The sequence below is a fragment of the Methylobacterium sp. NMS14P genome (assembly GCF_028583545.1).
Taxonomy (GTDB): Bacteria; Pseudomonadota; Alphaproteobacteria; order Rhizobiales; family Beijerinckiaceae; genus Methylobacterium.
Genome location: NZ_CP087106.1, coordinates 6,215,447 through 6,239,679, shown reverse-complemented (window position 1 = coordinate 6,239,679; position 24,233 = coordinate 6,215,447). Strand labels below are relative to the sequence as shown.

Annotated in this window: 26 protein-coding genes and 2 tRNA genes; 15 read left to right on the top strand and 13 right to left on the bottom strand. The window is 67.6% G+C overall.

Translation table 11 applies throughout. The features are described from left to right. Positions 1-172: 172 nt before the first annotated feature. The 4 genes from LOK46_RS29730 to LOK46_RS29715 form a co-directional block, all read right to left on the bottom strand. Positions 173-871: a hypothetical protein gene (locus LOK46_RS29730; protein ID WP_273561866.1), complete on the bottom strand. Its 699-nt coding sequence runs from the start codon at positions 869-871 to the stop codon at positions 173-175. Between the two features lie 28 nt (positions 872-899). Further along, positions 900-1,037: a ribbon-helix-helix domain-containing protein gene (locus LOK46_RS29725; protein ID WP_273561865.1), complete on the bottom strand. Its 138-nt coding sequence runs from the start codon at positions 1,035-1,037 to the stop codon at positions 900-902. A 111-nt stretch (positions 1,038-1,148) separates the two neighbouring features. Then, positions 1,149-1,478: a hypothetical protein gene (locus LOK46_RS29720; RefSeq protein ID WP_273561864.1), complete on the bottom strand. Its 330-nt coding sequence runs from the start codon at positions 1,476-1,478 to the stop codon at positions 1,149-1,151. Between the two features lie 26 nt (positions 1,479-1,504). Further along, positions 1,505-1,801 (bottom strand): resolvase, encoded by a 297-nt coding sequence (locus LOK46_RS29715; protein ID WP_273561863.1) that lies wholly within the window; start codon positions 1,799-1,801, stop codon positions 1,505-1,507. 149 nt (positions 1,802-1,950) lie between these two features. On the opposite strand from LOK46_RS29715, the gene LOK46_RS29710 reads away from it, so the two are divergent. The 4 genes from LOK46_RS29710 to LOK46_RS32980 all read left to right on the top strand — a co-directional run bounded on the left by LOK46_RS29710 (position 1,951) and on the right by LOK46_RS32980 (position 4,268). Continuing rightward, positions 1,951-2,685, top strand: coding sequence for a recombinase family protein (locus LOK46_RS29710; protein ID WP_273561862.1), 735 nt, complete (start codon positions 1,951-1,953; stop codon positions 2,683-2,685). 10 nt (positions 2,686-2,695) lie between these two features. After that, a complete protein-coding gene (locus tag LOK46_RS29705; protein WP_273561861.1) occupies positions 2,696-3,523 on the top strand; it encodes a hypothetical protein in 828 nt (275 codons plus the stop codon). Beyond that, on the top strand, positions 3,520-3,897 hold the full coding sequence (locus LOK46_RS29700) for a hypothetical protein (RefSeq protein ID WP_273561860.1): 378 nt from the start codon (positions 3,520-3,522) through the stop codon (positions 3,895-3,897). The genes LOK46_RS29705 and LOK46_RS29700 overlap by 4 nt, the downstream gene beginning before the upstream one ends. 140 nt (positions 3,898-4,037) lie before the next feature. Beyond that, a complete protein-coding gene (locus tag LOK46_RS32980) occupies positions 4,038-4,268 on the top strand; it encodes a hypothetical protein (protein ID WP_443192852.1) in 231 nt (76 codons plus the stop codon). Positions 4,269-4,638: 370 nt separating this feature from the next. Here LOK46_RS32980 and LOK46_RS29695 read toward each other — a convergent pair whose 3' ends face one another. Continuing rightward, positions 4,639-4,797 (bottom strand): hypothetical protein, encoded by a 159-nt coding sequence (locus LOK46_RS29695; protein WP_273561859.1) that lies wholly within the window; start codon positions 4,795-4,797, stop codon positions 4,639-4,641. A gap of 317 nt (positions 4,798-5,114) precedes the next feature. Between LOK46_RS29695 and LOK46_RS29690 the strand changes: the two genes are divergently transcribed. After that, positions 5,115-6,382, top strand: a protein-coding gene (locus tag LOK46_RS29690) for an IS3 family transposase (protein WP_273560941.1) whose coding sequence is annotated in 2 segments (ribosomal slippage) — positions 5,115-5,439 and positions 5,439-6,382 — 1,269 coding nt in all. Because the reading frame shifts where the segments join, the coding sequence is not laid out codon by codon here. 686 nt (positions 6,383-7,068) lie between these two features. Here the strand turns inward: LOK46_RS29690 and LOK46_RS29680 are convergent. The 6 genes from LOK46_RS29680 to LOK46_RS29650 form a co-directional block, all read right to left on the bottom strand. Beyond that, on the bottom strand, positions 7,069-7,341 hold the full coding sequence (locus tag LOK46_RS29680; RefSeq protein ID WP_273561857.1) for a hypothetical protein: 273 nt from the start codon (positions 7,339-7,341) through the stop codon (positions 7,069-7,071). Between the two features lie 265 nt (positions 7,342-7,606). Beyond that, positions 7,607-7,996 carry a hypothetical protein gene (locus tag LOK46_RS29675; protein WP_273561856.1) on the bottom strand — a complete coding sequence of 130 codons (390 nt, stop codon included), beginning with the start codon at positions 7,994-7,996 and terminating at the stop codon, positions 7,607-7,609. An 8-nt stretch (positions 7,997-8,004) separates the two neighbouring features. Beyond that, positions 8,005-8,616: a hypothetical protein gene (locus tag LOK46_RS29670; RefSeq protein ID WP_273561855.1), complete on the bottom strand. Its 612-nt coding sequence runs from the start codon at positions 8,614-8,616 to the stop codon at positions 8,005-8,007. Positions 8,617-8,626: 10 nt separating this feature from the next. Next, positions 8,627-8,914, bottom strand: a complete 288-nt coding sequence (locus tag LOK46_RS29665) for a hypothetical protein (protein ID WP_273561854.1) — start codon at positions 8,912-8,914, stop codon at positions 8,627-8,629. A 395-nt stretch (positions 8,915-9,309) separates the two neighbouring features. Continuing rightward, positions 9,310-11,088, bottom strand: a complete 1,779-nt coding sequence (locus LOK46_RS29655) for a site-specific integrase (RefSeq protein ID WP_273561853.1) — start codon at positions 11,086-11,088, stop codon at positions 9,310-9,312. 101 nt (positions 11,089-11,189) lie between these two features. Then, positions 11,190-11,279 (bottom strand) — tRNA-Ser (locus LOK46_RS29650). A 178-nt stretch (positions 11,280-11,457) separates the two neighbouring features. Between LOK46_RS29650 and LOK46_RS29645 the strand changes: the two genes are divergently transcribed. The 10 genes from LOK46_RS29645 to LOK46_RS29600 all read left to right on the top strand — a co-directional run bounded on the left by LOK46_RS29645 (position 11,458) and on the right by LOK46_RS29600 (position 22,189). Further along, positions 11,458-11,531, top strand: a tRNA-Gln gene (locus LOK46_RS29645). A gap of 212 nt (positions 11,532-11,743) precedes the next feature. Further along, a complete protein-coding gene (locus tag LOK46_RS29640) occupies positions 11,744-12,049 on the top strand; it encodes a hypothetical protein (RefSeq protein ID WP_273561852.1) in 306 nt (101 codons plus the stop codon). Positions 12,050-12,088: 39 nt separating this feature from the next. Then, positions 12,089-13,468, top strand: coding sequence for a PepSY-associated TM helix domain-containing protein (locus tag LOK46_RS29635; protein WP_273561851.1), 1,380 nt, complete (start codon positions 12,089-12,091; stop codon positions 13,466-13,468). A 52-nt stretch (positions 13,469-13,520) separates the two neighbouring features. Continuing rightward, on the top strand, positions 13,521-13,886 hold the full coding sequence (locus LOK46_RS29630; protein ID WP_273561850.1) for a DUF2946 family protein: 366 nt from the start codon (positions 13,521-13,523) through the stop codon (positions 13,884-13,886). Between the two features lie 56 nt (positions 13,887-13,942). Beyond that, on the top strand, positions 13,943-16,252 hold the full coding sequence (locus LOK46_RS29625) for a TonB-dependent receptor family protein (protein ID WP_273561849.1): 2,310 nt from the start codon (positions 13,943-13,945) through the stop codon (positions 16,250-16,252). A 137-nt stretch (positions 16,253-16,389) separates the two neighbouring features. Beyond that, a complete protein-coding gene (locus LOK46_RS29620; protein ID WP_273561848.1) occupies positions 16,390-17,367 on the top strand; it encodes an ABC transporter substrate-binding protein in 978 nt (325 codons plus the stop codon). Next, entirely contained in the window at positions 17,364-19,406 is a 2,043-nt protein-coding gene (locus LOK46_RS29615; RefSeq protein WP_273561847.1) for a sensor histidine kinase, read from the top strand. The genes LOK46_RS29620 and LOK46_RS29615 overlap by 4 nt, the downstream gene beginning before the upstream one ends. Further along, positions 19,403-19,801 (top strand): response regulator, encoded by a 399-nt coding sequence (locus LOK46_RS29610; protein ID WP_012322540.1) that lies wholly within the window; start codon positions 19,403-19,405, stop codon positions 19,799-19,801. Before LOK46_RS29615 ends, LOK46_RS29610 begins: the two co-directional genes overlap by 4 nt. After that, entirely contained in the window at positions 19,798-21,063 is a 1,266-nt protein-coding gene (locus LOK46_RS29605; RefSeq protein ID WP_273561846.1) for an adenylate/guanylate cyclase domain-containing protein, read from the top strand. The genes LOK46_RS29610 and LOK46_RS29605 overlap by 4 nt, the downstream gene beginning before the upstream one ends. Before the next feature lie 139 nt (positions 21,064-21,202). Next, on the top strand, positions 21,203-22,189 hold the full coding sequence (locus LOK46_RS29600) for an ABC transporter substrate-binding protein (RefSeq protein WP_273561845.1): 987 nt from the start codon (positions 21,203-21,205) through the stop codon (positions 22,187-22,189). A gap of 51 nt (positions 22,190-22,240) precedes the next feature. On the opposite strand, the gene LOK46_RS29595 is transcribed toward LOK46_RS29600, so the two are convergent. Both LOK46_RS29595 and LOK46_RS29590 read right to left on the bottom strand, forming a co-directional pair. Next, a complete protein-coding gene (locus LOK46_RS29595) occupies positions 22,241-22,717 on the bottom strand; it encodes a YidB family protein (protein WP_273561844.1) in 477 nt (158 codons plus the stop codon). A gap of 64 nt (positions 22,718-22,781) precedes the next feature. Then, a complete protein-coding gene (locus LOK46_RS29590; protein ID WP_273561843.1) occupies positions 22,782-24,197 on the bottom strand; it encodes a TAXI family TRAP transporter solute-binding subunit in 1,416 nt (471 codons plus the stop codon). Positions 24,198-24,233: the final 36 nt, after the last annotated feature.

The following is a 24,233-nucleotide window of genomic DNA, read 5'->3' as shown; positions in this document are numbered from 1 at the left end:
GTTGCACAGCCGTAGCGTCGGCACACTTCCTGGGGGTGGCGGCGGACCGGCGGGGGCATCGCGGGAGCGGCAGTCGTTCAGTGACTAGACGGCTCCATCGGTAGACACCTTGTAGGCTTGCTATCTAGACGGCTTGAAGGCGGCCGGCGTCCCTGGCAGGGGCTTCGGCCGTTCATTCCGATGCTACGGGGTCGGGCATGAAGGGCCACCGGCTCTTCACGAGTTGCACGGGGCCGGAGTGGTGGAAGAACTGCACCTCCGTGAAGGTCTGGCCGAAGCCTGACGCCTTGGGTGCCCACGCATAGGGGACGAGTTCGTTGAAGGCGTTCTGCGCCGACACGAAGCCGACCTGGATGCAGGACAGAAGGTGGTTCGGGCTGCTGTCCCGGAAGCGGGCCGTGTTTGCGTCTCCGATGGTGTCTGCGAAGCTGAAGACCCGCGTCTCTATCTCTCCGGCCTTCACGGTGAAGGGAGCGACCTTCGCGTAGGCCCGGCGAAACGCATTGGGCCCTATAAGCTCGATTTCGCAGTTCACCCGGTTCAGTTGGTCGTAGCTCTTCATCGTCGGCTGGACGATCAAGGCTACCTCGTTGATCGCGACCGGGCGGTTGCCGTTGTTGATGAAGGTAAGGGTGTGCTGCGACCTGATCAGCGGCGGGTCGCTGGCGATCACCTCCGGAACGGCAAAGGAGGAAGCCATCCGGAGATCGTAGCGTTCGTCCACCAGAGAGTAGAAGGCCGAGAAGAGGGACACCAAGAGCGCCACGACGGAGATGACCAAGCTCAAGTTGACCTTGATGCGGCTCTCCGGCTTCGTGGGCTCGCGGTCACGGCGCCACCGCGCTCCATCCAGAAGGCGTCTAGCGGTCATGATAGCAAGACGCCTCGCGAGCTAGAGATCAGGCGCCGTGTCCGTGCCGGCGTAGAACGTCCCGGATGGCCTCCTCCGCCAACGCCTGGGCCGTGGTATCCTGATCGAGAGCGATCCGGCGGAGGGCCTTCCGCTCCGCGGCCGCCATGGCGTCGAGCACGCTCACCGTCTCCTTAACGATCCGTCAAAACGGCAGCCGATCGAGCCGGCCCGCTTGCTCAACGTCTAGCGGGCGCGCGATCGAGCCGTCGTGCTATCAAGCCGTCAAGGCGTTGAGCTAGTGTGCGTACTTGACGACAAACCGAGCCCGATCGCCCCCGAGCGGCACGATGTCTACCAGCTCCCCCTCACCCTTCGGCAGCAAGGCGCAGATGATGTGCGTCCAATCACCCTTCGCCTGTTGGAAATCGGCCGGCAGGCCAGAAACCTCAAGCGACGGTTGAACGGTCACCGACCGCATCACATCGCCCCCGGCGCCCTTCGTCTCCTTGAACTCTGCCTCTCGATACCTGATCGAGCTACAGAGCAAGGTGAGGGGCGGCGGCTCGTGCTCCGGCCGCGTGTAACGCCCTTCAAGGCGAAGAGTACCGGTGCCGACTGTGCCCATAGATCCTCCAGGTTGTAGAACGCGATCTAGAGCGTCTTGATCCGCTTCAGCAGGCGTTGGACGCCCGTCACGTGCCACGGTCCGCCGCGCTCTGTGGGGACCCCGCGCGCGTTCATGGCGTCGGCGAGCTTCCGCACGCTGCTGTGCCCTTCCGCCTTCAGCTCGGTCACGACTGGGGCCAATGCCGCGGCCCGCTTGTCCGCCACTGCCTTCAGCTCGGCCACGCCCTTTGCCGGGTCGCCCCGCGGCTTCCGCCTCCGGATGTTGACCTTCGGCAACTCCGCACGCGACTGTGCCAGCAGCGCCAGCGCGGCCTCCGTCACCCTTGTTCTGCTGCTCACGATGCCCCCCAAAATCTGCAACCGGTTTTTGTAGCACTTGTGTACACGGTCGAACCGGCGTAGGACAGGGGAGCGTTACATTCTTCCTGACGCTCGTTCGCACGAATGTAGCAGCACCTCCGGGAGCAGCCGTGGCACAAGGTAAGCTCGTCTCCTACCTGCGGGTCTCCACGGAGATGCAGGGCCGGTCCGGGCTGGGCCTGGAGGCGCAGCGGCAATCGGTCGCCAACTTCCTCAACGGCGGACAGTGGAACGTGCTGGCCGAACTGGTGGAGGTGGAGAGCGGCAGCCGGGATGATCGGCCGGAGCTACGCAAGGCCCTGGCCCTCTGCCGATTGCACAACGCCACCCTGGTGATCGCCAAGCTGGACCGCCTTTCCCGTGACGCTCACTTCCTGCTCGGCCTCCAGAAGGCTGGCGTCCGCTTCGTGGCGGCCGACATGCCGGAGGCGAACGAGATGGTAGTGGGCATTATGGCCGTGGTGGCGCAAGCCGAACGGCAGATGATCGCCAAGCGCACTCGGGAAGCCCTCGCGGCGAAGCGAAGCTACTATGCCACTCTATCCAATGCGGACCGGGCCGCGCTTCAGGCCGCCGGCAAGGCGACCAGCCTCGGCAATCCAACCAACCTGGGCAAGCGGGACGAAGGCCGCGCACTGGGCAGAGCCCGCCGAACGGAGATCGCCAACGGCCGGGCAGCCGACCTCGCCCCGATCATCGCCGACGTGAAGGCAGCGGGCGCTGTGTCGCTTCGAGAAATTGCAGCGGCGCTGAACCGTCGTGCTATCCCGGCCCCTCGAGGAGGAGCATGGTCGGCCGTGCAGGTTCAGCGAGCAACTCTCCGCATATCTGTCTCACCCGTCTGACAGGTCTATTATGCCTGTATTCATGTTTTGGAATTTGGCTAAAAACAATGTTTCTAGATTGTTGGCGAGCGCTTGCGAGGACAATAATGTCGATATATTGGTACTAGCCGAATGTATTGAGAGCAGCAGCGAAATCCTTATAAGTCTTAATGGCAATATATCACAGAGGGTCTTCAGAGAATACAAAGTAGTTGATAGTTACGTAAGAGTTTTTGTTCGATACGACTTATCGTGTTTTAAAGCTTTATATGATGACGGTAGAAGTTCTATTCGAGAATTTAGACCACCTGTAGGGCTACCGCTTCTGCTTGTGTTCTGTCATTTACCAAGTAAGTTGTACAAAGATGATAAAAATCAACATTTCGTGGTTCGCGGATTAGTCAACGAAATTTACCGTTGCGAAGATCGGTTGGGTCATAGCAACACACTTGTGATCGGAGATTTGAATATTAATCCATATGAAGATGCCATGATTGCAGCAGATGGATTTCACGCTACGATGGACAAAAGGATAGCAATGCGTGTATCCCGGAATGTTAATGGCAAAAAATGGAAATTCTTTTTTAATCCGTGTTGGAATTTGTTAGGAGATGAAAGTTCGGTGTCGCCGGGAACATTCTATTACAACAATGGCGGTGATATTTTTAATTTATATTGGAATTTCTTCGATCAATGCTTACTACGGCCAAATTTGCTTACGTATTACACAGATGGATGTTTTCAGATAATCCATCAAATTAGGGGGAGAAGCCTTCTAAGTAAAACTACCACGGATCGAAGTATCTCTGATCATCTACCAATAAAAATTTACCTAGATACGGAAAGGTACGTGCCATGAGCGCAGGTTTTTGGGCGGTTCCTGATGTTGGGGACGTTAGAACTCCAGCGGCTATGCTGAAAGAGCAAGCGAGTGCTCTTACTGATGCTACTAAAGGTCTGCTTCAAGCCGAAGTCGCGACCTCAAGTGAGTCGCAAAGTATAAATCATACGTTATTTATCACAGCTCCGGCATTGTCTGGTTTTAGGTACAGCGTTCTGAGCTATAAACATACAATTCTACTTTATCCAGGCACTGTATTTATCCCGTTTAGAGGTACGGCATTTCAAGTATCCAACGAGGAAGAATTTACCAATCTGCTAAAAAACACTCTCTCATCAAAGGAAATTAGCAATGTTATTTCGAGTTTGCTAATACAATCACGAGATGGATGATCAGAAAAAACTTCATGTTGGTTGTTAGCACCTAAGACATGGGCAATTTATCTGGGACCATTCGCAAGAGCATTGCAGAACCTCGGGGAACAGCGATGACATAGGGCAAGTTAGTCGTCTACCTGCGGGTCTCCACGGCGTTGCTGGACCGCTCCGGGCTTGACCTAGAGGCGCAGCGGCAAGCGGCACCGCACCTCCTGAATGGAGGACAACGGAACGTCTTGGCCGAGTTGGTGGAGGTGGAGAGCAACATCTGGGATGATCGGCCGGAGCTACGCAAGGCCCTACACCTCGGCCGGCGGCACAACGCCACACTGGTGATCGTCACGGATCATTCGCAGAGCATGCGGCGACCGTCGACGCCTAAGTAATCTGCCGCACTAGCAGGTACCTCGCCACGCTGGAGCAAATCGCACAACGTGATGGTGGATCTTCCAGCGAAGGTCATAGGTAGGAGTTTACGATGAGGGTGAAAGATCTTCCGACAACCGCCACACTTGTCCTTAGCATCAGCTCGGGTTTGGCCTTCTTCCAGGCGATCCCAGCTTTGAACCCCTTTGCTTCGGACCCTTCGGCAGATGCTGACGTTGGTGGAATGGTCCGCGCGTTGTTCGGAGCAACGGCCGCTGCCCTCTTTGCCCTTCACAGTGCGATCAATGATGCCGATGCGCGCATCTGGGCACAACGGATCATGCGCTGGCCGGCGCGGCACACGTAGAGCATTGAGTGAAATCAGTAGCACTACAGATCGCCCGGCGGGGTGCCTGGCCTCGACTGCCGCCGGATCACATGGGCGAGTTGCCGCAGGGTGACCTCCTGATCCGGGTAGCTCGCGGCGATGGCATCGAAGGCGGCAACCGCGGCGTCAATTGGGTAGCTAACACCCAAGCGCAGCTTCACCCGCCCCCGATCGTCCCGCACCTCCAGCGTGAAAGGCCCGCTGGGCGGGACCGGGGGTCCAGGTCGAGACCCTTCGCCAGCTTCAGCATCGCGAGGCACTGAGCTTCGTACTTCCGCGCCGCAACTGCTCTCAGCCCACGCTGATGGCGGCAGGAGACCGTCAGAGCCCGGAGTAGATCCACCGTGGCGATGTCCGGGCCGAACTGATCCATGAAACGATCGAGGCGGTAGCTTCCGTGTCGCCGGCAGGCTCCTCCGCCCCACGGTTGCTTGAGACACCCCGTTAGCGGACGGTCTCCGCCTCAGGGGTGAGAACGATGACGACGACTACAGGAGCGGTTGCCGGTTCGGTCGGACCTGGCCGGGGTGGGCGCATGTCCCGGCAGCGCAAGCGGGACGCGGTGTTGCGGCTTCTGCGTGGTGAGGACCTGGAGAGCGTCTCGCGCGGCCTGGGCGTGACGGCGGCGACCTTGTCGGGCTGGCGCGATGCTTTCCTGGCGGCGGGCGAGGCCAGCCTGTCCACCCGGCCCCTCGATGCGGACGCGCTGGAGAGCGGGCGTCTCAAGGCCAAGCTCGGCGAGATGCTGCTGGAGCGCGAGCTGCTGGAGGCCAAGGTCGCCGCCCTGGAGGCGCGTGGCGCCGGCCCTTTGGCCCGCAGGCGGTCGCGGCCATGAGCCGGACCGTCTCGCCGGCCAGCGGCAGCGTCTACGGGCTGGCTCGGGTGTGCCGGATCTGGCGCGTGTCGCGCGCCACCGTCCACCGGCATCTCTCACCGCCCCGCTCAGGGCTCGGATCGGAGGCCGGGTCCGATCCCGCGCGGCGGCCCGGCCCGGTCGGGGCGATGCTGGATGCCGCACTGCTCCTGCGGATCCGCGCCATCCTGACCGACAGCCCCTTCCACGGCGAAGGCCATCGCAAGGTCTGGGCACGGCTGCGCATGAAGGGCGTGCGCACCTCCAAGCGCCGGGTGCTGCGCCTGATGCGCGCCCACGACCTGTTGGCCCCCACGCGGGTCGGCACACCGCGCGGTCCGCGCAACCACGACGGCACCATCATCCCGGACAGGGTCGACACGATGTGGGGCACCGACCTGACCACCACCTGGACGGCCGAGGGGCAGGTCGCGGTGTTCGTGGCCATCGATCACTGCTCGGCCGAGTGCGTGGGCATCCATGCGGCCCGCCGGGCCACGCGCTTCGAGGCGCTGGAGCCGATCCGCCAAGGGGTGCGGCAGCGCTTCGGTGGCTTCGCGGCCGAGATCGCCTCCGGCCTGAGCGTCCGGCACGATCACGGAAGCCAGTACATGGCGGACGCCTTCCAGGCGGAGCTCGCGTTCCTGGGCATCGCGAGCTCGCCCGCCTTCGTGCGCGCCCCGGAGGGGAATGGCTGCGCCGAGCGCTTCATCCGCACCCTCAAGGAGAACCTGTTGTGGGTCGAGCACTTCGATACGGTCGAGGATCTGCGCCACGCCCTGCTGGCGTTCCGAGATCTCTACAATGAGACGTGGCTGATCGAGCGACACGGGTTCCGGCCACCGGCCGATATCCGCGCCGCGCAGCTACCACCCGCGGCCATCGCCGCGTAGGCTTCAGATCGGTGTCTCACAATCCGCAGGCGGTACAAGGCTGAGCAATCGACCGTCAGCCGCTCGCCCCTATCATCGCCCAGGCGGGTCACACGGCACCGCGCACGTAGCCATTTGAGATCCGCTGGCCCTGATCACGAAGCCGGGCATCGGCCGCGCCCAGGTCAGAAAGGGCATCCTCCGCGAGCTGCACAAGCGCCGTCCAGCGGTCGCCACCGGCCGCTCGGAGGTAGGCCAGGGCTACCGTGTCCGCCTCCGTGGGGGTCCACGGTTCCACAGGTGATGCGCCTTGCCGCTCTGGCATTTCGGATGCTCCGTTCTAGAACGAAAAAGGAACAAAGCCGATCGAGCCGGGCGGTTCAACCCGAACGCGCCCCCGATCCGAGATCGAGCATGGTGTCCTGTGGGCGCCTGTGGATGCGGACCGAGAATGACAGTCACCGCAAGCGCTTGCGGGAACGAGCCTATCCCGCCCCTCCGTGGGAAACCCCTTGCGGCTCTCCGGGCGGTCGCGGCAAACCCGGGCGCCTACGGATGCAAGCCTACCCGTCTGTGATGCCGCTGCTTGTCGAGATGGGCTTGGTCCGGGTGCGGGATCGAGGCGGGCCGGCTTGGCTGCTCACAGAGACCGGCCGGCGGATGATCGCCGAGCTGGGCCACGACGAAGCCTAGGGCTCGGCGCCTACTCAATCCGAGCGGGCCTCATTGTCCATTTGCCGAAGCACCTCCTGGACGGCCTCGCGATCCTTCATGCGGCTACGCGCCTGCACCAAGAACCCGAGAAAGAGCACGAATGCCCCACCCGTAGCTAACTCGTGCTGGTAGTGGGAGAGTAGCAGCAGGAACACGCCGGCCGCGATTGCAACGGCAACGTCGGTTAGATGCTCGTGGAGTTTAAGGAGCTGTACGCTGGCGTAGGTCCGCCACCGCCTCTCGTCCGCCATCCATTCCCTGAACAAGCCGGTCTCCTCACGTATGGGGCGGACCTGCTAACCACGGTCTTGATCGTTGTGCGAGCCCTACGCCTCCCCGATCACCGTGAGCGGATCGTAGCGATGCGTCGTCCGTTCGGCCCATAGATGGAGCGACCGAAGGCGGTGCTCCTGATCACGGCCACGCGTCGGCCGTTCGCGGCATAGACCTTCTCGGCCTTGGGGGATGCGACTGCGGCGGCCGGCACCGTGACCCAGGCGATTGTGGCGACGGCGAGTACCGAAATCGTCCTCACCAACGAAGCTCCTGCTTCGGGATTGCGCGGAACTCAGCTCCCCTATCAAGCTCCCGCTTCTTGTAGGCACGGGATTTTTCCATATCACCTATGCAACTCTCTAATGAGCTGTACGCGTGTTCAGCGAGGCTCCACTTGAGGCAGGCCCGCTGATCTTCCTCTTCGACGGTATCCCAGCGTGCCTTCAGCTTGTCATAGGCCTCTTGCTGTTCTTTGAAGCACTGCTGGTATTTCTCTTGCGGAGTGCCAAAGCGCCACTTGTTGCTGACCTGCGAGCGGCAGTGACTATCTGCGTCCACACGAGGCAGTGGCTCCGCGCCGGCAATCCCGCTGAGCAGTGCGAACCCTGCAACGACAGTGAGGGTAAGGGTGGTGGGTCGGTTCATCGGACCACCTATACCCGAATGGCGCGGCGGCGCGGGGCAGCTTCCTGCGGCTTCAACACCTGGATCGGTCCGGTAGCCTCGATCACCGGGGTCGCCTCCGGCTCGATCGCGGCCACCAGCTCCGCCACCCCGGGGAACTCGATCACCTCCGGCACGCTGTTACCGCGGCGGAGCCTGGGGGCGCTGTCGGACCAGTCCAGGCCCAGGCGCCGGATCAACGTGCCGGCCCTGTCCGCAGTCCAGGGGCGCCCGTCGCGGGTGGGAACGGCCATTCTGGTGAGCGCAATGGCGACCTGGGCCCGTACCCGGACCCCGGCTTCCCACAGCTCCTCCATCGGCTCCCGAAGGGCTTCCGCATCCAGTTGGGCCTGCTCCTCCCACCTGACCCCCAGGCGCTTGAGCAGGCGTCCCGCGGACCTCGCATCCCACCGACGGCCGGAGGGCGAGGGCGCGGCCAGCCGGTTCAGCTCGATCGCGACGGCGGCGTTCCCGCGAGTGCCCGCCTCCAGCAACCGCCTGACGGTCCCGCGGTGCTCCTGGGCCGCACTCCAGGCGTAATCCCGGGCCGCGCGGGCGCTCATGTCCCGGGGATACTGGGGGGTGGCGGTGCTGTCGGCCATGGGGCTCATCCTAGTGGGCGGAGGCGGTGCGGGCCATCTTGGCGGCCTGCCAAGCGGCGCGGAGGGCAGTTGACAGGGCCTCGCGGCGGGAGATGCCAAGGCGGTCCTGGAGCCCGGTGGCGGCCACCGCAGCGGCGGCCATGATGGCGGATTTGTCGAAGGTGCCGGAGGCGGTGACGAGGGGCCAGCGGCGGGACCGCGTGAGCATCTGGACCTGGGCACGGGCACCAAGGAGACCGGCGGGGATCGCGGGGCGGCTGTCATGGCCGGCGCGGGCGATCCGGGTCCAAGAAACCATCCGGCGAACCATGTTGATCGTTCCTGCCTCTCATGATATGAAACATATCACTAAGTCCGGAGGCGTCAAGATGCAATCACGTGATACAGAAGAGATCACACCCGGACAGGTCCGAGCCGCCCGGGCATTCCTGCGCTGGAGCGCGCACGACCTTGCGGAGGCGGCCTCGCTGGGTATCGCCACGATCCGCCGTGCGGAGGGTCAAGAGGATCGGCTAGGGGTCACCGCCGCGAACGCGAAAGCCTTGCGATCCGCTCTGGAGGCTCAGGGGATCGAGTTCATTGGCGGAGAGGACCCCGGGGTTCGGCTCCGGCGGGGCGCTCTGATGGCGGGCTGAGCTGCCGCGACCCAGTGAAACCGGTTGCAGTCACCCCGGGCCAACTACCGCGAAGCCTCTACGTCCCACGCTCGACCTTGATGAGATGCGAAAGGTCTAGCCCATCGTAGCGGATACGCTCGATGTGACACAGCAGCCTCGGCGCGGTGATTTGGCCCGTTCCGTAGTCCGCCTGAGTGCCACTGGCCTCCCATCCACCAAGCGCCACAACGGCATCGAGCGGCACAGCGGCCTCACGCATGGCGTCCCGGAAGGTGTGCCGAAAAGAGTGAAAGGCGTTTCGATCCCGCTTCACGCCCACCTCCGCGAGGAAGCGTGAGAACCACTTCGAAAACGGGCTGAAGTACCCATCGGCGCCCCGCACGATGTCCGGGAATAGCCGCTCTACGCCAGCCTTCCGCATCCGCTCGACGTGGCGGGCAAAGCCGATTTGCTCAAGCGTGGGATGGACGGGCACGTAACGCTCGCCGGCGTCCGTCTTGATGCGCTTGCGGTCAGCCTCGTCAACGTCGTCGCCATCCGCCGCGATGAAGATGCACAACACGCCCTGAAAGAGGCGCACGTCATCGGTGCGAAGCTGCGCGATCTCGCCTTGGCGCATCCCAGTGAAGAGGCTGATCAGTGGGACCCAGAACCTTCCCCGTCGCGGCCGGTTCAGTCCTGGCTTTGCGTAGCCGCCCTCATCGTCCAAGCAGCCGGTGAAGAGCGGAGCCTTGAAGATCTTGGTCAGCTCCGCGGTGGTGAACGGGTCGCGGCGGCCTCGCTTCTTGACGCCCTTTAGCGCGAGCCGCTTGGCCGGATTTTGAGTGATCCAGCCCTCGCCCTCCGCGTAGTTGAAGAGGGTGGCAAGGGCGTCCAAGTAGTGGTTGATCGTGCTTGGACGCAGACGATCGGCTTCCGGCTTCGTCAACTTGGCGACCTCTACCAGAGCCTTGCCGGGAAAGCGTTTCGTTGCGTTCGGTGGAAGCGTCTGAACCGTCGCCCGGAACGCTTTGCACTCCTCCCGGTCGATCTCACGAATAGGCCGGTCCGCCCCGAACATCTCGCTCGCGAGCCTGAAGACTGATGCATATGTCTGCTGAAGCTTGGTGATCTGCCCTGCCCGCTCAGGCTCCGCTCGGAACGCCGCGATCACCTGGGCCAGCGTTCTGCCGTTCGGCTCGGCCCGCGGCCGGAACACGGGATCGAATGCCACATCCCGGTAGTCGTCTGCCAGCCGCGCCCTGCTACGGTGGACGTCCTCAAGCCGGCCCCTGCGCAGAAGGGCGAGTAGCTGCCGAAACTGCGCGGAGGCTGCATCCTCTCGGCTCACCACGAACGGCAACGGCGATCCGGCGGAGCGGATCGTGTTGAGTTGGCGCCGGAGCAAGCGAACGTCGTTGGCTCGGAGAAGGCGGATCGCGGTCTGATAGGACGCATCAAGGCCCAGGTCATCCGGGTCGTTCAGCGCCGCCTCTTCTTGGCCCAAGCCGATCAGCGCTTCGTCTCGATCAAGCGGAACCGCCATCCGCGCCCGCTGCTCACCTTCGGCAGCCACGGTTGTGAACCAGCCGATCGCCATTTGCTCGATCGCGGCCTCGCTCAGCGAAGTAAGCGGGACGCTCCCGACTGTGTCGCCGCCATCGGATGCTGCCCGGTCACGAAGGGCTCGGCACTGCTTGTCGAATGCGTCCGCCTCGTCGCGGACGCGGCGCTTGGCCACTGCGAGATCTGCGGTGCGAAGCGACTTCCATACCTGCTCCCGCCCGAAGGCGGCTACCAAGTCACGAGGCACCTTGGCCTTGAAGTACCAGTTCGCGGAGCCCTTGCGCTGCGCGAGGTAGGTGTGGCGGCTCACGTCGGACATGCTCCCGGATAACACCGTGGGGTAGCAGTCGCCTACTCGTAAGCCGCTGATTTCGGTGCATTTAGTGGCGCATCAGCCACTTACGGATGCGCTGGCGGAAGGGGTGGGATTCGAACCCACGGTGGAGTTGCCCCCACGGCGGTTTTCAAGACCGCTGCCTTAAACCACTCGGCCACCCTTCCTGGCGGCATCCGCGACCTCACGGTTACGGCCGCGGTGGAGGTTGCGTCAACAGCAGAACAACCGGTTGACCTCCCCAAACATTCCGCCTATCTCACCGCCCACGCCCGGAGCCGCTCGATGCGCTGCGGGCTCTGCCCCGCCATCTTCGACACTGGATGCGCTGGGTTCACGGCTGATTGGGGGATAGTTTAACGGTAGAACGGTGGACTCTGACTCCTCTAGTCCTGGTTCGAATCCAGGTCCCCCAGCCACCGCGCCGGCCCGCCCGATCCCAGATCCGGCGGGTTTTTTCTTGCTCGCAGCCCGGCGCGGCCTTCTCTCATCCCGCAGCGATCCTCAGCGATGAGTAGGGTCAGGCACGGCCCGGCCGCCATCGCCCGTTGACGCACCGCGGCGCGGCCGCCTAGATCGGCCCATGCGCCGGTGCCAGCCTCTCACGGTTCGAGGGCGCGCGATCATCGGCTTGATCGCGCTCTACGCGCTGCTGCTCCAAGCCTTCCTGGGCCTCGCTACCCCGGCGCGAGCCTGGAACGATCCTGACGCGGTGATCTGCGCCGGGCACGCCTCGGGCGACCCCGCCGATACGGTCATTCACGTCCATCCCTGCTGCACGGTCGTGCAGGCCGGCGCGCTGGCGCTGCCGACCATCGACGCGACCGCCTGGCCCGCCGCACCCGCGACGCGCAGCGCGTGGCGCCCCGAGTCCGAGAACCCGACGACCGGCCCGCCGGCCACGACCGGCACCGCGCGAGGTCCACCGAAAGCCTGACGATCCCGCTTCCGATCGTTCAGGCCCGGACCTCCCATCATGTCGATTGTTCTCCACGGCGACGCCCCCGCATACGGGGCGGCCGCCACGCGGCGACTGTCCCGCGACGCCGTCTATCGCGCCGTCTGGCGGTGGCACTTCTACGCCGGCCTGCTGTGCCTGCCCTTCCTGATCAGCCTCTCCGCCACCGGCGCGCTCTACCTGTTCAAGGACGAGATCAACGGCAGCCTGTTCGCGTACCGGACCCAGGTCGCGCCGCGGGCGACGGCGCCGATCGGCCCGGACCGGCTGATCTTCAACGCGCTGCAGGCCGTGCCCGACGCCGCGCCCGTCACCTACAACGATCCGGCCTCTCCGGACGCCACGGCGCGGGTGACACTCGCGGTGGGGGACCGCCGGATCCACGTCTACCTGAACCCCTATACCGGCGACGTGCTCGACCGCGTCGACCGGGATCGCGAGCTGATGGCGGTGGTCCGCGGGCTGCACAGCCTCGCGCTGATCGGGCCCGTGGCGAACGCCGTCATCGAGATCGTCGCGGGCTTCGCGATCATCCTGGTGGTGACGGGCGCGTACCTGTGGTGGCCGCGCGGCCGAGCGGGCGGCGTCGTCACGGTGCGCGCCGGCCCGTACCGGCGCGTGTGGTGGCGCGACCTCCACGCCGTCACTGGGTTCGTCGCCGGCGGCGGGCTGCTGTTCCTGGCGCTGACCGGCCTGCCCTGGTCGATCTGGTGGGGACAGGAGCTGCGCGCGTGGTCGAACGCCGCCGGCCTCGGCCAGCCGGCCGCCCTCTGGGCCCACCGGCCGGTCTCGACCGTGCCCCTGCGCGAGCGACTAGAGGATGCCGGCTGGACCCTGCAGGACGCGCCGGTGCCGCGCTCGGCGCCGGCCGCCTCGGCCGCGAGCGTCGGGATCGACGACGCCGTGGCGATCCTCCGACGCCTGGGGATGCCCCGCGGGTTCGAGCTGGCGCTGCCCGTCGGCGCGGACGGCGTCTACGCCGCCGCCGTCTACCCGCGCGACGTCACGCGGCAGCGGGTCATCACCCTCGACCAGTATTCCGGCCGCCCGTTGGTAGATGTCCGTTTCGGCGATCTCGGACCGGTCGGCCGAGCGATCCAATACGGGATCGGCATCCACAAGGGCGAGCACTGGGGCCGCGTGAACCAGTTCGCGATGCTGGGCTTCTGCCTCGCCACCGTCCTGCTCGCCGTCACCGCCGGAACGATGTGGTGGAAGCGGCGCCCGGCCGGCAGCCTCGGCGTGCCGCCCTGGCCCCGCGACCGGCGCGTGGCCGCGACCGTGACCGTGATCATCCTCGGGCTCGGGGCGCTCTTCCCGCTGACCGGGCTCGCCATCGCCGCCATGGTCGGCCTCGACGTCGCCGCGGGCCGGCTCCGAAGGCGGTGGGCGCGCTGATCGGGTGCGGGCGGGCGCCGTGCCCGTGCACCCTCCTCCGCGCCTGAGACGCGTGCGCCCGGGCCTCCCGGGCGCGGTGCTGATCGTGCTGGCGCTCTGGATCCAGGCGCTCGCACCGGCCCTCGCGCTCCGGGTGGCGCAGGCGGATCGGGGCGCGCTGCCCGGCCAGATCCTGTGCGGGCACGCGCCGGATCTCGCCGGGGACCTTGCCGTCGGCCCGGGGGCGCCGGCGACGGGATCCTGCGCCCTCTGCGGGCTGTGTCGCGTCGGCGCCGTCCCGCCGCTCCTTCCGGCCTCGCCCGGCCTCGCGCGCCGCCTCCGCTGGGCGGCGGCGACGTGGCCGATCCCGCCCCCCGTCCGGACCGCGTCGGCCCCCGCCGTCATCGGCCAGCCCCGCGGGCCGCCCCGCTCCGCCTGATCGCCCGTCCTCCCGGCGGCGCCGCCGCTCGCCCCATCGATCAGACGAGACCTCCGATGACCTCCGATCCCACCGTCCTGCGCGGCACCGCCCTCGCGCTCCTGCTCGCCGGAAGCCCCGTCCCGGCCCTCGGCCAGGCCGCCGTCACCCTCGAGGAACTCTCCGTGGAGGGCGAGGCCGCGCCCACCGCCGGCCGGACTGCCGCGCCGGCCCTCGGCGTGGCGGCGCCGCCGGGCTCGGCGCCCGCGGTCATCGAGCACCCCGTAGGCGAGATCGTCACCGGCATCGGCCGCGACGACACGATCGCGAACCGGCCGGCGATCAGCGTCGGATCGGTCCTGGTGAACAGCCCCGGCGTCACGGTGCGACAGGGGAACGGTGGCCGCGACGTGGTGATCTCGATCCGCGGCAACAACGCCCGCTCGACCGGTGTGATCAAGAACACCGTCGTCCTAGAGGACGGCTTCATCCTCACCCAGCCGGACGGGGCGTCGCGCTTCGATCTCACGGATCCCCGCGCCTACGGCCGGATCGACGTGTTCCGCGGGCCGCAATCGCCGCTCTTCGGCAACTACGCCACCGGGGGCGCCATCGCGTTCCGGACGCGCACCGGGCGGGAGATCGACGGCTACGAGATCGGGGTGGATGCTGGCAGCTTCGGCTACCTCAGCAACTACTTCACCGTCGGCGGCGTCAGCGGCCCGTTCGAGATCAGCCTGTTCGCCAGCGATGTCCGCGCCAACGGCTACCAGGACCACGCGAGCTACGACACGCAGACCGTCAATCTGCTCGCGAGCTACACCCCGACACCGGACAACCGCTTCACCCTGAAGGTGATCAACAACACCCTCGATGCCAACCTTCCCGCCCGCGCGTCCCTGGCCCAGTACCGGATCAACCCGTACCAGCGCGGCTGCGCCGCCGCGGCGAGCGCGGCCCCGGGCTGCACCACCTTCAACCTGTTCCGGAACGGCGCCTTCGGCGCGACCGTGCCGGTGACGGCCGACGAGGGCGGCTTCGGGCGCAAGGACCGCCGGACCATCGTGGCCGCCCGCTGGGAGCACGACATCGACGCGTTCACCGCGTGGCGCACGCAGCTCGGCTTCGACGAGCGCAACTTCAATCAGCCGTTCTACACGACCTCGTCGCGGGGCTCCTACCCGTCCTGGAACTTCCTGACCGACCTGACCCGGCGCGGCGACCTGTTCGGTCTGCCGGCGACCGGCTACGTCGCGCTGGCCTACAACACGATCGACAACCACATCACCACCTTCAACCGGGCCCCCTACGACGGCCCGCGCCTGGGGGCGTTGATCGGCGATCAGTCGGCGGTGCAGTCGAATCTCGGCGGCCGGGCGCGGCTGGAGCTGGCGCTGTCGGATCAGTGGACCGGAATCGTCGGCCTGAGCGCCGAGACCACCTCGATCACCGGGCGCAGCGTCGCCTACGCGTACGCGGCGAGCGGCACGACGCGGACGGTGGCGGACGCGAACCGGTCCTTCCTCAACGTCGCTCCCGAACTGGCCCTGGTCTACCGGCCGGACGCGGCCTGGGCGCTGCGCGGCCGGGTCGCTACCGGCTACACCACGCCGGCCGCCAGCAACCTGTTCATCACCCCGGCCGGGCTGCCCGGCAACAACACGCAGCTCCAGACGCAGGAGAATCTCGGCTTCGATCTCGGCGCCGAGTGGAGCCCGGTGACCGATCTCCGCTTCGGCGTGACCGGGTTCTACGAGTTCTTCCGCAACGAGCTGGTCTCGCAATCGCCGGGGGCCGGCCTCCTCGCCTACACGTTCAACGCGCCGGCCTCGGAGCATCGCGGCATCGAGGTCGGCGCCGACTGGGCCTTCGCGCCCGGCTGGCGCGGGACGCTGGCCTACACGTTCGACGACCAGATCTACACCCGCTACACCGAGCAGCTCAGCGCCGGCAGCCTGACCCGGACATTCGACCGGGCAGGGAACCGGATCCCCGGGGTTCCGACTCACCAGCTCCTCGCCCGCCTCGGCTACGACGTGCCGAGCGGCCCGCTCGCGGGTCTCGGTGCCTTCGTCGAGACGGTCGTCCAGGGCGATTTCTACCTCGACAACGCCAACCTGCTGAAGGCGCCGGGCTACGCGGTGGTCAACGCCAACCTTCACTATGCCACGGAGCTGGCGGGCGGTTACGCGAAGCGGCTCAGCCTGTACGTCGAGGTGCGCAACCTGTTCGACACGACCTACGTCGCCTCCGCGCAGAACCTCGCCAACGGGATCAGCGGCACGACCGGTCTCCAGAACGGCGCCGCCGTGCTGGCGACCACCACGGGGTCGGTCTTCGCGGGTGCGCCGCGGAACGTCGTCGGCGGCATGCGGCTGGCATTTTGATAACCGCGCGAAGGCTCGCGCGTGGTGTCGAAGTCGAGCCTGCACTATGCTCCGGCGGTCGATCGCAGGGCCGGCCCGAGGCGCGCGGTCCGGACCGCGCGGCGGGGCCGTGGGCGGGGATGTGGCGCGATGGTCGGATGAGGCGGCGAACCGTACTGGCTGGGTTGCCCGTGGCGCTCGCCGGGTGGCCGCGCGCCGCGCTGGCGCAGGGTCAGGCCCATGTTGCGGCTCTCTGGCCCTTCGCGGAGGGCGATCCCGAGGGCCGGGTCCTGGCGGAGTCGTTCCACGCCGGGCTGCGCGATCACGGTCATCCGGATCAGCGGGTCGACGATCGCTGGACCGGGGCCGACCGCGAGCGCACGCGCCTCCTGGCGACCGAACTCGTGGCCGCACAGCCGCATGTGATCTTCGCCTACCTCAGCGCGCAGCTCACGGCCGTGGCGGCGCTGACGAAGCAGATCCCGATCGTGTTCGTCGGCGCCTCGAACCCGGTCCGCTTCGGGTTCGTGGAGAGCCTCCAGCGCCCGGGCGGCAACATCACCGGCTTCACGCTCTACGAGGCGCCGCTGGGCGGGAAATGGGTGGCGGCCCTCAGGGAGGCCGTCCCGAGCCTCAGGCGCGTCACGCTCCTGTCCAATCCGAGCACCGAGATCCGCGGCGAGAACCTCTACGCCGAGCCGTTCCGCACCACCGCGGCCGCGCTCGGGATCGAGCCCGCGGTGGTGAAAATCGACACGGCGGCCGACATCGAGCCCGTCATCGCCGATCTGGCGCGGCGGGGCGACGGGGGCCTGATCGTGGCGCCAGGCACGTTCAGCGAGGCCAACGGCGACCACATCGTCGCGCTCACCACGAGCCTCCGGGTCCCGGCGGTCTTCGCGATCCGGCGCTTCGCCTACCGGGGCGGCCTGATGTCGTACGGACCGGATCCGGTGGAGACGGTCCGCCGGGCCGCCGCCTATGTCGGCCGGATCCTGCGCGGCGAGAACCCCGCGACCCTGCCGGTCCAGGCACCCACGAAGTTCGACTTCATCGTGAACCTCAAGACGGCCCGCAGCATGGGCGTGACCATCTCGTCGGCGCTCCTGGCCCAGGCGGACGAGATCGTCGAATGACGGCGCCGCGCCCGCTCGCCGCCCCGCCGGCCGCGACACCGCCGCCGCGGTGGTTCCGCCTGCCGCTCGCGGGGAAGTTCGCGGTGGCCTTCGTGGGCCTCGTCAGCCTCGTGCTGCTCATCAACGGCGCCGTCGACCTGACGCTGAACTACCAGGACGCCAAGCGGACCGCGATCGAGACGCAGCGCACCAAGGCGCGCGCCGCCGCCGAGCGCGTCGACGCCTTCCTGTCCTCGATCGAGAGCCAGATCGGCTGGACGACCCGCGCCGAGTGGCGGCGAGTCTCGCCCGAGCAGCAGCGCTACGACTTCATCCGTCTTCTGCGCCAGGCGCCGGCCATCACGGAGGTGGCGTACCTCGATCCGGCCGGGAAGGAGCAGCTGCGCGTCTCGCGGCTGGAGCCCGACGCCGTCGCGAGCGGCAAGGATTTCTCGACCACGCCGCGTTTCACCCAGGCGCTCGCCCAGAAGACGTGGTTCGGCCCGGTCTACTTCCGGCGCGGGTCCGAGCCGTACATGACCGTCTCGGTGGCCCATGCCGGCCGCGACCCGGGCGTGACCGTCGCGGAAGTCAATCTGAAGCTGATCTGGGACGTGGTCAGCGCGATCAATGTCGGCGAGCACGGCTACGCCTTCGTGACGACGGCGACCGGGCGACTGATCGCGCACCCGGATCTGAGCCTCGTCCTGCGCGACACCGACCTGTCCGGCCTGCCCGAGGTCGCGGTGGCCCTGCCCGGCTCCCGGATGGCCGGTCAGGACTACGAGATCACCACCGGCATCGACGGCGGCTGGGTGCTGGCGGCACACGCCACGATCCCGCGGGTCGACTGGATCGTGTTCGTGCAGGAATCGCTGCGCGACGCCATGGGGCCGGCGCTCGAATCCGTGATCCAGACCACCTCACTGATGGGTCTCGGCGTCCTGCTGGCGGCGGTGGCGGGCACCTTCCTGGCCCGGCGCATGGTCGTGCCCATCCGCGAGCTCGAGAACGGGGCGGAGCGGTTCGGCGCGGGCGACCTGTCCGAGCGCATCGTGATCCGCACCGGCGACGAGATCGAGACCCTCGCGCACCGGTTCAACACGATGGCGAGCCGGGTTCAGGATTCCTACGAGACGCTTGAGGCCAAGGTGGAGGAGCGGACCCGCGACCTCAACCAGTCGCTCGACGATCTCCAGCGGGCGCAGAGTCGGCTCGTCCAGTCCGAGAAGCTCGCCTCGCTCGGACAGCTCACCGCCGGCATCGCCCACGAGATCAAGAACCCGCTCAACTTCGTCAACAACTTCGCGTCGCTCTCGAACGAGCTGGTGGACGAGCTGCGCGAGGTGCTCGAACCGACCGCCCTCGATCCGGACACGCGCGCGGAGGTCGAGGAGCTCGCCGGCCTGCTCAAGGGCAATCTCGAGAAGGTCGTCCAGCACGGCAAGCGCGCGGACTCGATCGTCAAGAACATGCTGCTGCACTCGCGCACCGGGTCCGGCGAGCACCGCCCGGTCGAGGTCAACGCGCTGGTCGAGGAGAGCCTGAATCTTGCCTATCACGGGGCCCGTGCGGCGAAACCCGGCTTCAACGTGACCCTCGTGCGCGACTACGATCCGGCGGCCGGCCTCGCCGACCTGTACCCCCAGGAGATCACGCGGGTCCTCCTGAACCTGATGTCGAACGGATTCTACGCCACCGAGAAGCGGGCCGCCGAGGGCGATCCCGGCTACGAACCGACGCTCTCGGTCGCCACCCGGGACCGGGGCGACAGCGTCGAGGTCCGCGTGCGCGACAACGGCACCGGCATCCCCGACAGCGTCAAGGCCAAGATGTTCGACCCGTTCTTCACCACCAAGCCGGCCGGCGAGGGAACGGGGCTCGGCCTGTCGCTGAGCCACGACATCCTCGTCAAGCAGCACGGCGGGACGGTTGACGTCGCCACGGAACCGGGTGCCTTCACGGAATTCATCATCACCCTGCCGCGCCAGAGTGTTACGCCGGCCGCGCCGCCTCAGCCGGCGACAGAGCCGGCGACCGAGACCGAGAGCCAGCCATGAACGTCCTGATCCTCGTCGTCGACGACGAACCCGACGTGACGGACCTGTTCCGGCAGCAGTTCCGCCGCGAACTGCGCGCCGGACGCTTCGCGATGGCCTTCGCGCACTCGGCGGCGGAAGCCCTGGAGCGGATCAACGGCGCCAACGAGCCGAGCCTGATCCTGATGCTGTCGGACATCAACATGCCCGGGATGACCGGCCTCGAATTGCTGCCCCTGGTGCGCGCCGCGCGGCCCGACGTGCCGGTGATCATGATCACCGCCTACGGCGACGCGGAGACGCGCGAGAAGGTCCGCGCCGCCGGCGCCGTGGGCCTGATTACCAAGCCGATCGACTTCGCCGTGCTGAAGGCCGAGATCGATCGCCGGCTGTCCGCCTTCGCGGGGACCGAATGACCCCCGGCGCGCCGAGCGCCAAGATCCTCGTCGTCGACGACGAGCCGGATCTCGAGGCGCTGATCACCCAGAAGTTCCGCCGTCAGATCCGCCAGGGGCTCGTCACGTTCCTGTTCGCCCATGACGGGCAGGAGGCGCTGGACCGCCTCGCGGAGAGCCGCGACGTCGATCTGGTCGTGTCCGACATCAACATGCCGCGGATGGACGGGCTGACCCTGCTCGCCAAGCTGCAGGACCTCGCCGAGCGCCCCTCGATCATCATCGTCTCGGCCTACGGCGACATGGCGAACATCCGCACGGCGATGAACCGGGGCGCCTTCGACTTCCTGACCAAGCCGATCGACTTCGCGGACCTCGAGACGACGATCGAGCGGACGCTGCGCCACGTCGCGGAGCTGCGCGAGGGGCGGCGGCGGCAATCGCTCGCCGAGCGGGCCCACGCCTCCCTGGCCCGGTATTTCTCGCCCAACCTCGCCGAGCGGCTCGCCGGGGACGCGTCCGGTCTCGAGCTCGGCGGGCACCGCCGCGACGTGGCCTCCCTGTTCACCGACATCGCCGGCTTCACCAGCCTGGTGGAGAGCCTCGACCCGGCGCAGCTCGCCGAGATCCTCAACGGCTACTTCGCCGAGATGACCGACGTGGTCTTCGCCCACGAGGGGACGGTCGCCAAGATCGTCGGCGACGCCCTGCACGTGCTGTTCGGCGCGCCGGGGGACCAGCCGGACCACGCGGCCCGGGCCGTGGCCTGCGCCCTCGCGCTGGACGAGGCGGCCGAGGGCTTCCGCGGGCGCTGGCGCGAGCGCGGGATCGAGATCGGCGTCACGCGGATCGGCGTCCATGCCGGCCCGGCGATCGTGGGCAATTTCGGCGGCGGCCGGTACTTCGACTACACGGCCTACGGTGACACCATCAACACCGCCGCCCGTCTGGAGAACGCCAACAAGGCCTTCGGCACCCGGATCTGCGTGAGCGACGCGGTCGTGATCCGCGCCGGCCAGTTCCGCGGCCGCCCCCTCGGCGACCTGCTCCTGCGCGGCAAGCAGACGGCCCTGCGCGCGTACGAACCCCTGACAGAGGCGGCCTACGCCGACGCGCTGCTCGCCCAGTATCAGGACGCCTACGCGAAGCTCGATGCCGGGGAGGCCGGCGCCCTCGCCGCCTTCGCGGCCCTGGTCGGGCTGCGCCCCGACGACGGGGTCGCGGCCTTCCACCTGAAGCGCCTGCTGAACGGCAGCAGCGGCAGTCGGGTCGAGGTCCGCTGAGCCCCGCGCCCCGGCAGGGCTCCCCTGTCGCGCCCCGATAGCCCCACCTTAAGGCAGCGCCTATTACGGTCCCCGGGCGCCGGTCGGATTCCCTGCCGATCGGCGCCGCTCGGAACGGGTGAAGGCGGGAGACCGGCGCATGAGACGGCGCGACGTCATCGCGGGCCTCGGCGGCGCGACCGCTTGGCCGGCCCTCGCCTCGGGGCAGGCGAGAGGTCAGCGTCGCCTGGGAATCCTGCTGGTCTACGGCGAAGCGCATCCCGACAGTCCCGTCATCGTCGACACGCTGAAGGAGAGCCTCAAGCGGGCCGGCTGGATCTGGGGGCAGAACCTCACCGTCGACCTGCAGTACGGCAACGGCGACGCCGAGCGGATGCGCGTTCAGGCGGAGGAGATCCTCGCGCGCAAGCCCGACGTGGTGCTCGCTCAGGGCGTCGTCGGCGCGACCGCGCTCCAGCGGGCGACCACGACGGTTCCGGTCGTCTTCATGATGCTTCAGGACCCGGTCGGCGGCGGCTTCGTGACCAACCTGTCGCGGCCCGGGGGGAACCTCACCGGCTTCACCAATTTCGACTTCGTCCTCGTCGGCAAGTGGCTGCAGCTCCTGAAGGAACTCAGCCCCGGCGTGACGCGGGCCCTCGCCCTGATCAACCCCGATTACCGGGCGCGCCTCGCCGGTTACACGGCCGAGATGGCCCGGATCGGCCCCGAACTCGGGATCGACGCCCGGATCGCCGGCGTGCACGACGCCGCGGAGATCGAGGCGGCGATCGCGGAATTCGGGACCAAGCCGAAGGGCGGCCTCATCGCCCTGCCGGACGCGGTGACCGGCGTGTACGGCCAGCGGATCGTTGACCTGGCGGCAACCTACCGTCTGCCGGCCGTCTACGCCTACGCGGCGCCGGTCCGCCTCGGCGGGCTCGCCGCCTACACGACCAGCGTCGAGCAGGATGTGCAGCGGGCGGCCGGCTACGTCGACCGGATCCTGCGCGGCGCGGTGGTCGGCGACCTGCCGGTGCAGGCGAGCGAGCGCTTCATCACACTGCTCAACCTGACGACGGCCGCCACCCTGGGGTTGACCATCTCGCCCTCGCTGATGGCGAAGGTGGACGAGCTGGTCGAGTAGCGGCCGCAGGTCGTCGCGGCGGCGCCGCCGCGACGACCTCGACGAGGTGGATCAGCTGAAGGCCGGCAGACGTCCGTCCGGCGAGTAGCGGTCGATGGCCGACGGCAGGTCGCGCGAGAGGCGCGCCAGCAGCTCGCTCTTGCTCAGGCCGGTCCGCTGCTCCAGGGCCGCCAGCGTGTCCGGCCCGATGGCGCGCTCCAGATCGGTGGTCGGGATGTCGCGGTTCGGGCCGTGGTTGATCCAGGACTGCGCCGTCTCGGCGTGGCCGCCCTTGGTGAAATGATCGACCAGTTCGGTCAGGCCACCGGCGATGAGGCCGCCGACGCCCCCCGCGCTGGCGCCACCGAGGAGGCGATCCAGGTTCGCCGGGATCGTCGACCCCGTCGCGGGCGGGACCTGCGGGGCCGGCGACCGCCCCGCGTCCTTGGCGTGGCCGCCGAGCCACTCGGCGATCCGGTCGCGGTTCTGGTAGCCGGCCACCGCCAGCAGGCCCAGCAGGGCGGTCATCGAGGGGTATCCCTTGCTCATGGCGTCGTCCTTCCTTGATGCGGGCCGGAGCCCGGGTGGTACGGCGGTGGGCCGCCGCAACGGGTCATGCCGGCGTCTGGGCGGCGTCGGCGGCGACGGCTCTGCCGGCCAGGGCCGACCCGTCATCCGCGCCGCGGCCGGTCGCGATGGCGCGCTTCACCGTCGAGCGGGCCGCGTCGATGGCGATGGCCGCCGCCGACATGGTCCGGGCCTCGGTCGGCCGCTCCAGGGCATGCTTGGCGATGTCGCCCGCGAGATCGTCGATCTCCCGCGCCAGGATCTCGAGACGCCCCGGATCCGAGGTCTCCTGCGCCTCCTGGCGGATCTGCAGCAGGCGGTCGGTCGCCTCCTCGACGCGCTCGCGGCGCAGGCGTGACAGGCGCTGGCCGATCCAGGCGAGCGCGGAGCCGATGCCGCCGCCCAGGAAGGCGAGCAGGTAGATCCAGGTCTCGTAGCGCTCGATGAAGCTCTGCTGCTCGCGCTCGTAATAGTCGACGGCACCGGGGTGGATCGGCAGCCGCGCGCTCGTCGCGCCGACGGTCCCGTCATAGGCGGGGGCCTGAACGTAGTCGGCGGCCGGGGTGACGTTCGCCATCGCGCTGCGCAGCTCGAACAGGTGCTGGGTGACGTCGGCCGCCACCGAGCGGGCGAGGCTCGAACGCGCCATCAACCGGTACGAGGCGCCGACCGTGTGAACGTCGTCGGCCGGCACCTTGGGGCTGCCACCGAAGGTCTCGGCCGGCATGGTGACCACCTGCAGGCGCGGCAGCCGGGCGACGATCGCCTCGGCATTCTCGACATCCACGAATGAGATCTTGCGGTTGCGGCTGGCCGCCTGAACGAGGCCGACGATCCGCTGCGCCGTCGGCGCGGTCGGCGCGATGACCGAGATCACCGCGTCGACCCGCTTCCGGGCGATGGCCGCGCCGAGTTCGCTCTCGGCCATCTCGACCAGGGCGACGTGGCGCGGCGGCAGGCCGCTTTCCGGCTCGGTGGTGACCAGCGTCAACCCGTAGTGCTCCAGCATGGCGCGGATCAGCGCCTCGTCGGCGTCCCGGTGGGCCAGGATCGCGAGGCGCTTGCGGTCGAGGTCGGGGAAACGGTCGATCCCGGACGCCTCCGGCGAGGCGATGATCATCGCCTGGTCGCGCAGGATGGCCAGCGTCAGGCCGTTGTCGGGGAGCTCCACGTCCGGCCGCACGATCGCGAGATCGACCCGCCCGTCCCGGAGTGCCTCGGCACTGTCCCGCACGTCGTCGAAGGGCAGGATCTTGAGGCGGATCTCCTTGTGGCGCTTGGCCAGGGCGTCCGCGTAGGCCTGGATCAGGGCCGGCTCCGTCCCGTCCTTGGGCGCGACCGCGATCGTCAGAACGGTAGCGCGCGACACCCAGTAGGCGACGCCTGCGCCGACGCTCAGCAGGATAGCGAGCACCAGGAAGACGAGTTCCTGACGCAGGAAGAGACTGGCGAAGCGCCGCATCGGCTCTGCTCTCGCGCGTTGGGTGGTCCGGCCCGG

Coding starts and splice junctions, on each gene's coding strand:
- LOK46_RS29730 (WP_273561866.1), bottom strand. CDS start 871: ATGACCGCTAGACGCCTTCTGGATGGAGCGCGGTGGCGCCGTGACCGC.
- LOK46_RS29720 (WP_273561864.1), bottom strand. CDS start 1,478: ATGGGCACAGTCGGCACCGGTACTCTTCGCCTTGAAGGGCGTTACACG.
- LOK46_RS29705 (WP_273561861.1), top strand. CDS start 2,696: ATGCCTGTATTCATGTTTTGGAATTTGGCTAAAAACAATGTTTCTAGA.
- LOK46_RS29700 (WP_273561860.1), top strand. CDS start 3,520: ATGAGCGCAGGTTTTTGGGCGGTTCCTGATGTTGGGGACGTTAGAACT.
- LOK46_RS29675 (WP_273561856.1), bottom strand. CDS start 7,996: ATGAACCGACCCACCACCCTTACCCTCACTGTCGTTGCAGGGTTCGCA.
- LOK46_RS29670 (WP_273561855.1), bottom strand. CDS start 8,616: ATGGCCGACAGCACCGCCACCCCCCAGTATCCCCGGGACATGAGCGCC.
- LOK46_RS29665 (WP_273561854.1), bottom strand. CDS start 8,914: ATGGTTTCTTGGACCCGGATCGCCCGCGCCGGCCATGACAGCCGCCCC.
- LOK46_RS29635 (WP_273561851.1), top strand. CDS start 12,089: ATGTCGATTGTTCTCCACGGCGACGCCCCCGCATACGGGGCGGCCGCC.
- LOK46_RS29625 (WP_273561849.1), top strand. CDS start 13,943: ATGACCTCCGATCCCACCGTCCTGCGCGGCACCGCCCTCGCGCTCCTG.
- LOK46_RS29620 (WP_273561848.1), top strand. CDS start 16,390: ATGAGGCGGCGAACCGTACTGGCTGGGTTGCCCGTGGCGCTCGCCGGG.
- LOK46_RS29615 (WP_273561847.1), top strand. CDS start 17,364: ATGACGGCGCCGCGCCCGCTCGCCGCCCCGCCGGCCGCGACACCGCCG.
- LOK46_RS29610 (WP_012322540.1), top strand. CDS start 19,403: ATGAACGTCCTGATCCTCGTCGTCGACGACGAACCCGACGTGACGGAC.
- LOK46_RS29605 (WP_273561846.1), top strand. CDS start 19,798: ATGACCCCCGGCGCGCCGAGCGCCAAGATCCTCGTCGTCGACGACGAG.
- LOK46_RS29600 (WP_273561845.1), top strand. CDS start 21,203: ATGAGACGGCGCGACGTCATCGCGGGCCTCGGCGGCGCGACCGCTTGG.
- LOK46_RS29595 (WP_273561844.1), bottom strand. CDS start 22,717: ATGAGCAAGGGATACCCCTCGATGACCGCCCTGCTGGGCCTGCTGGCG.
- LOK46_RS29590 (WP_273561843.1), bottom strand. CDS start 24,197: ATGCGGCGCTTCGCCAGTCTCTTCCTGCGTCAGGAACTCGTCTTCCTG.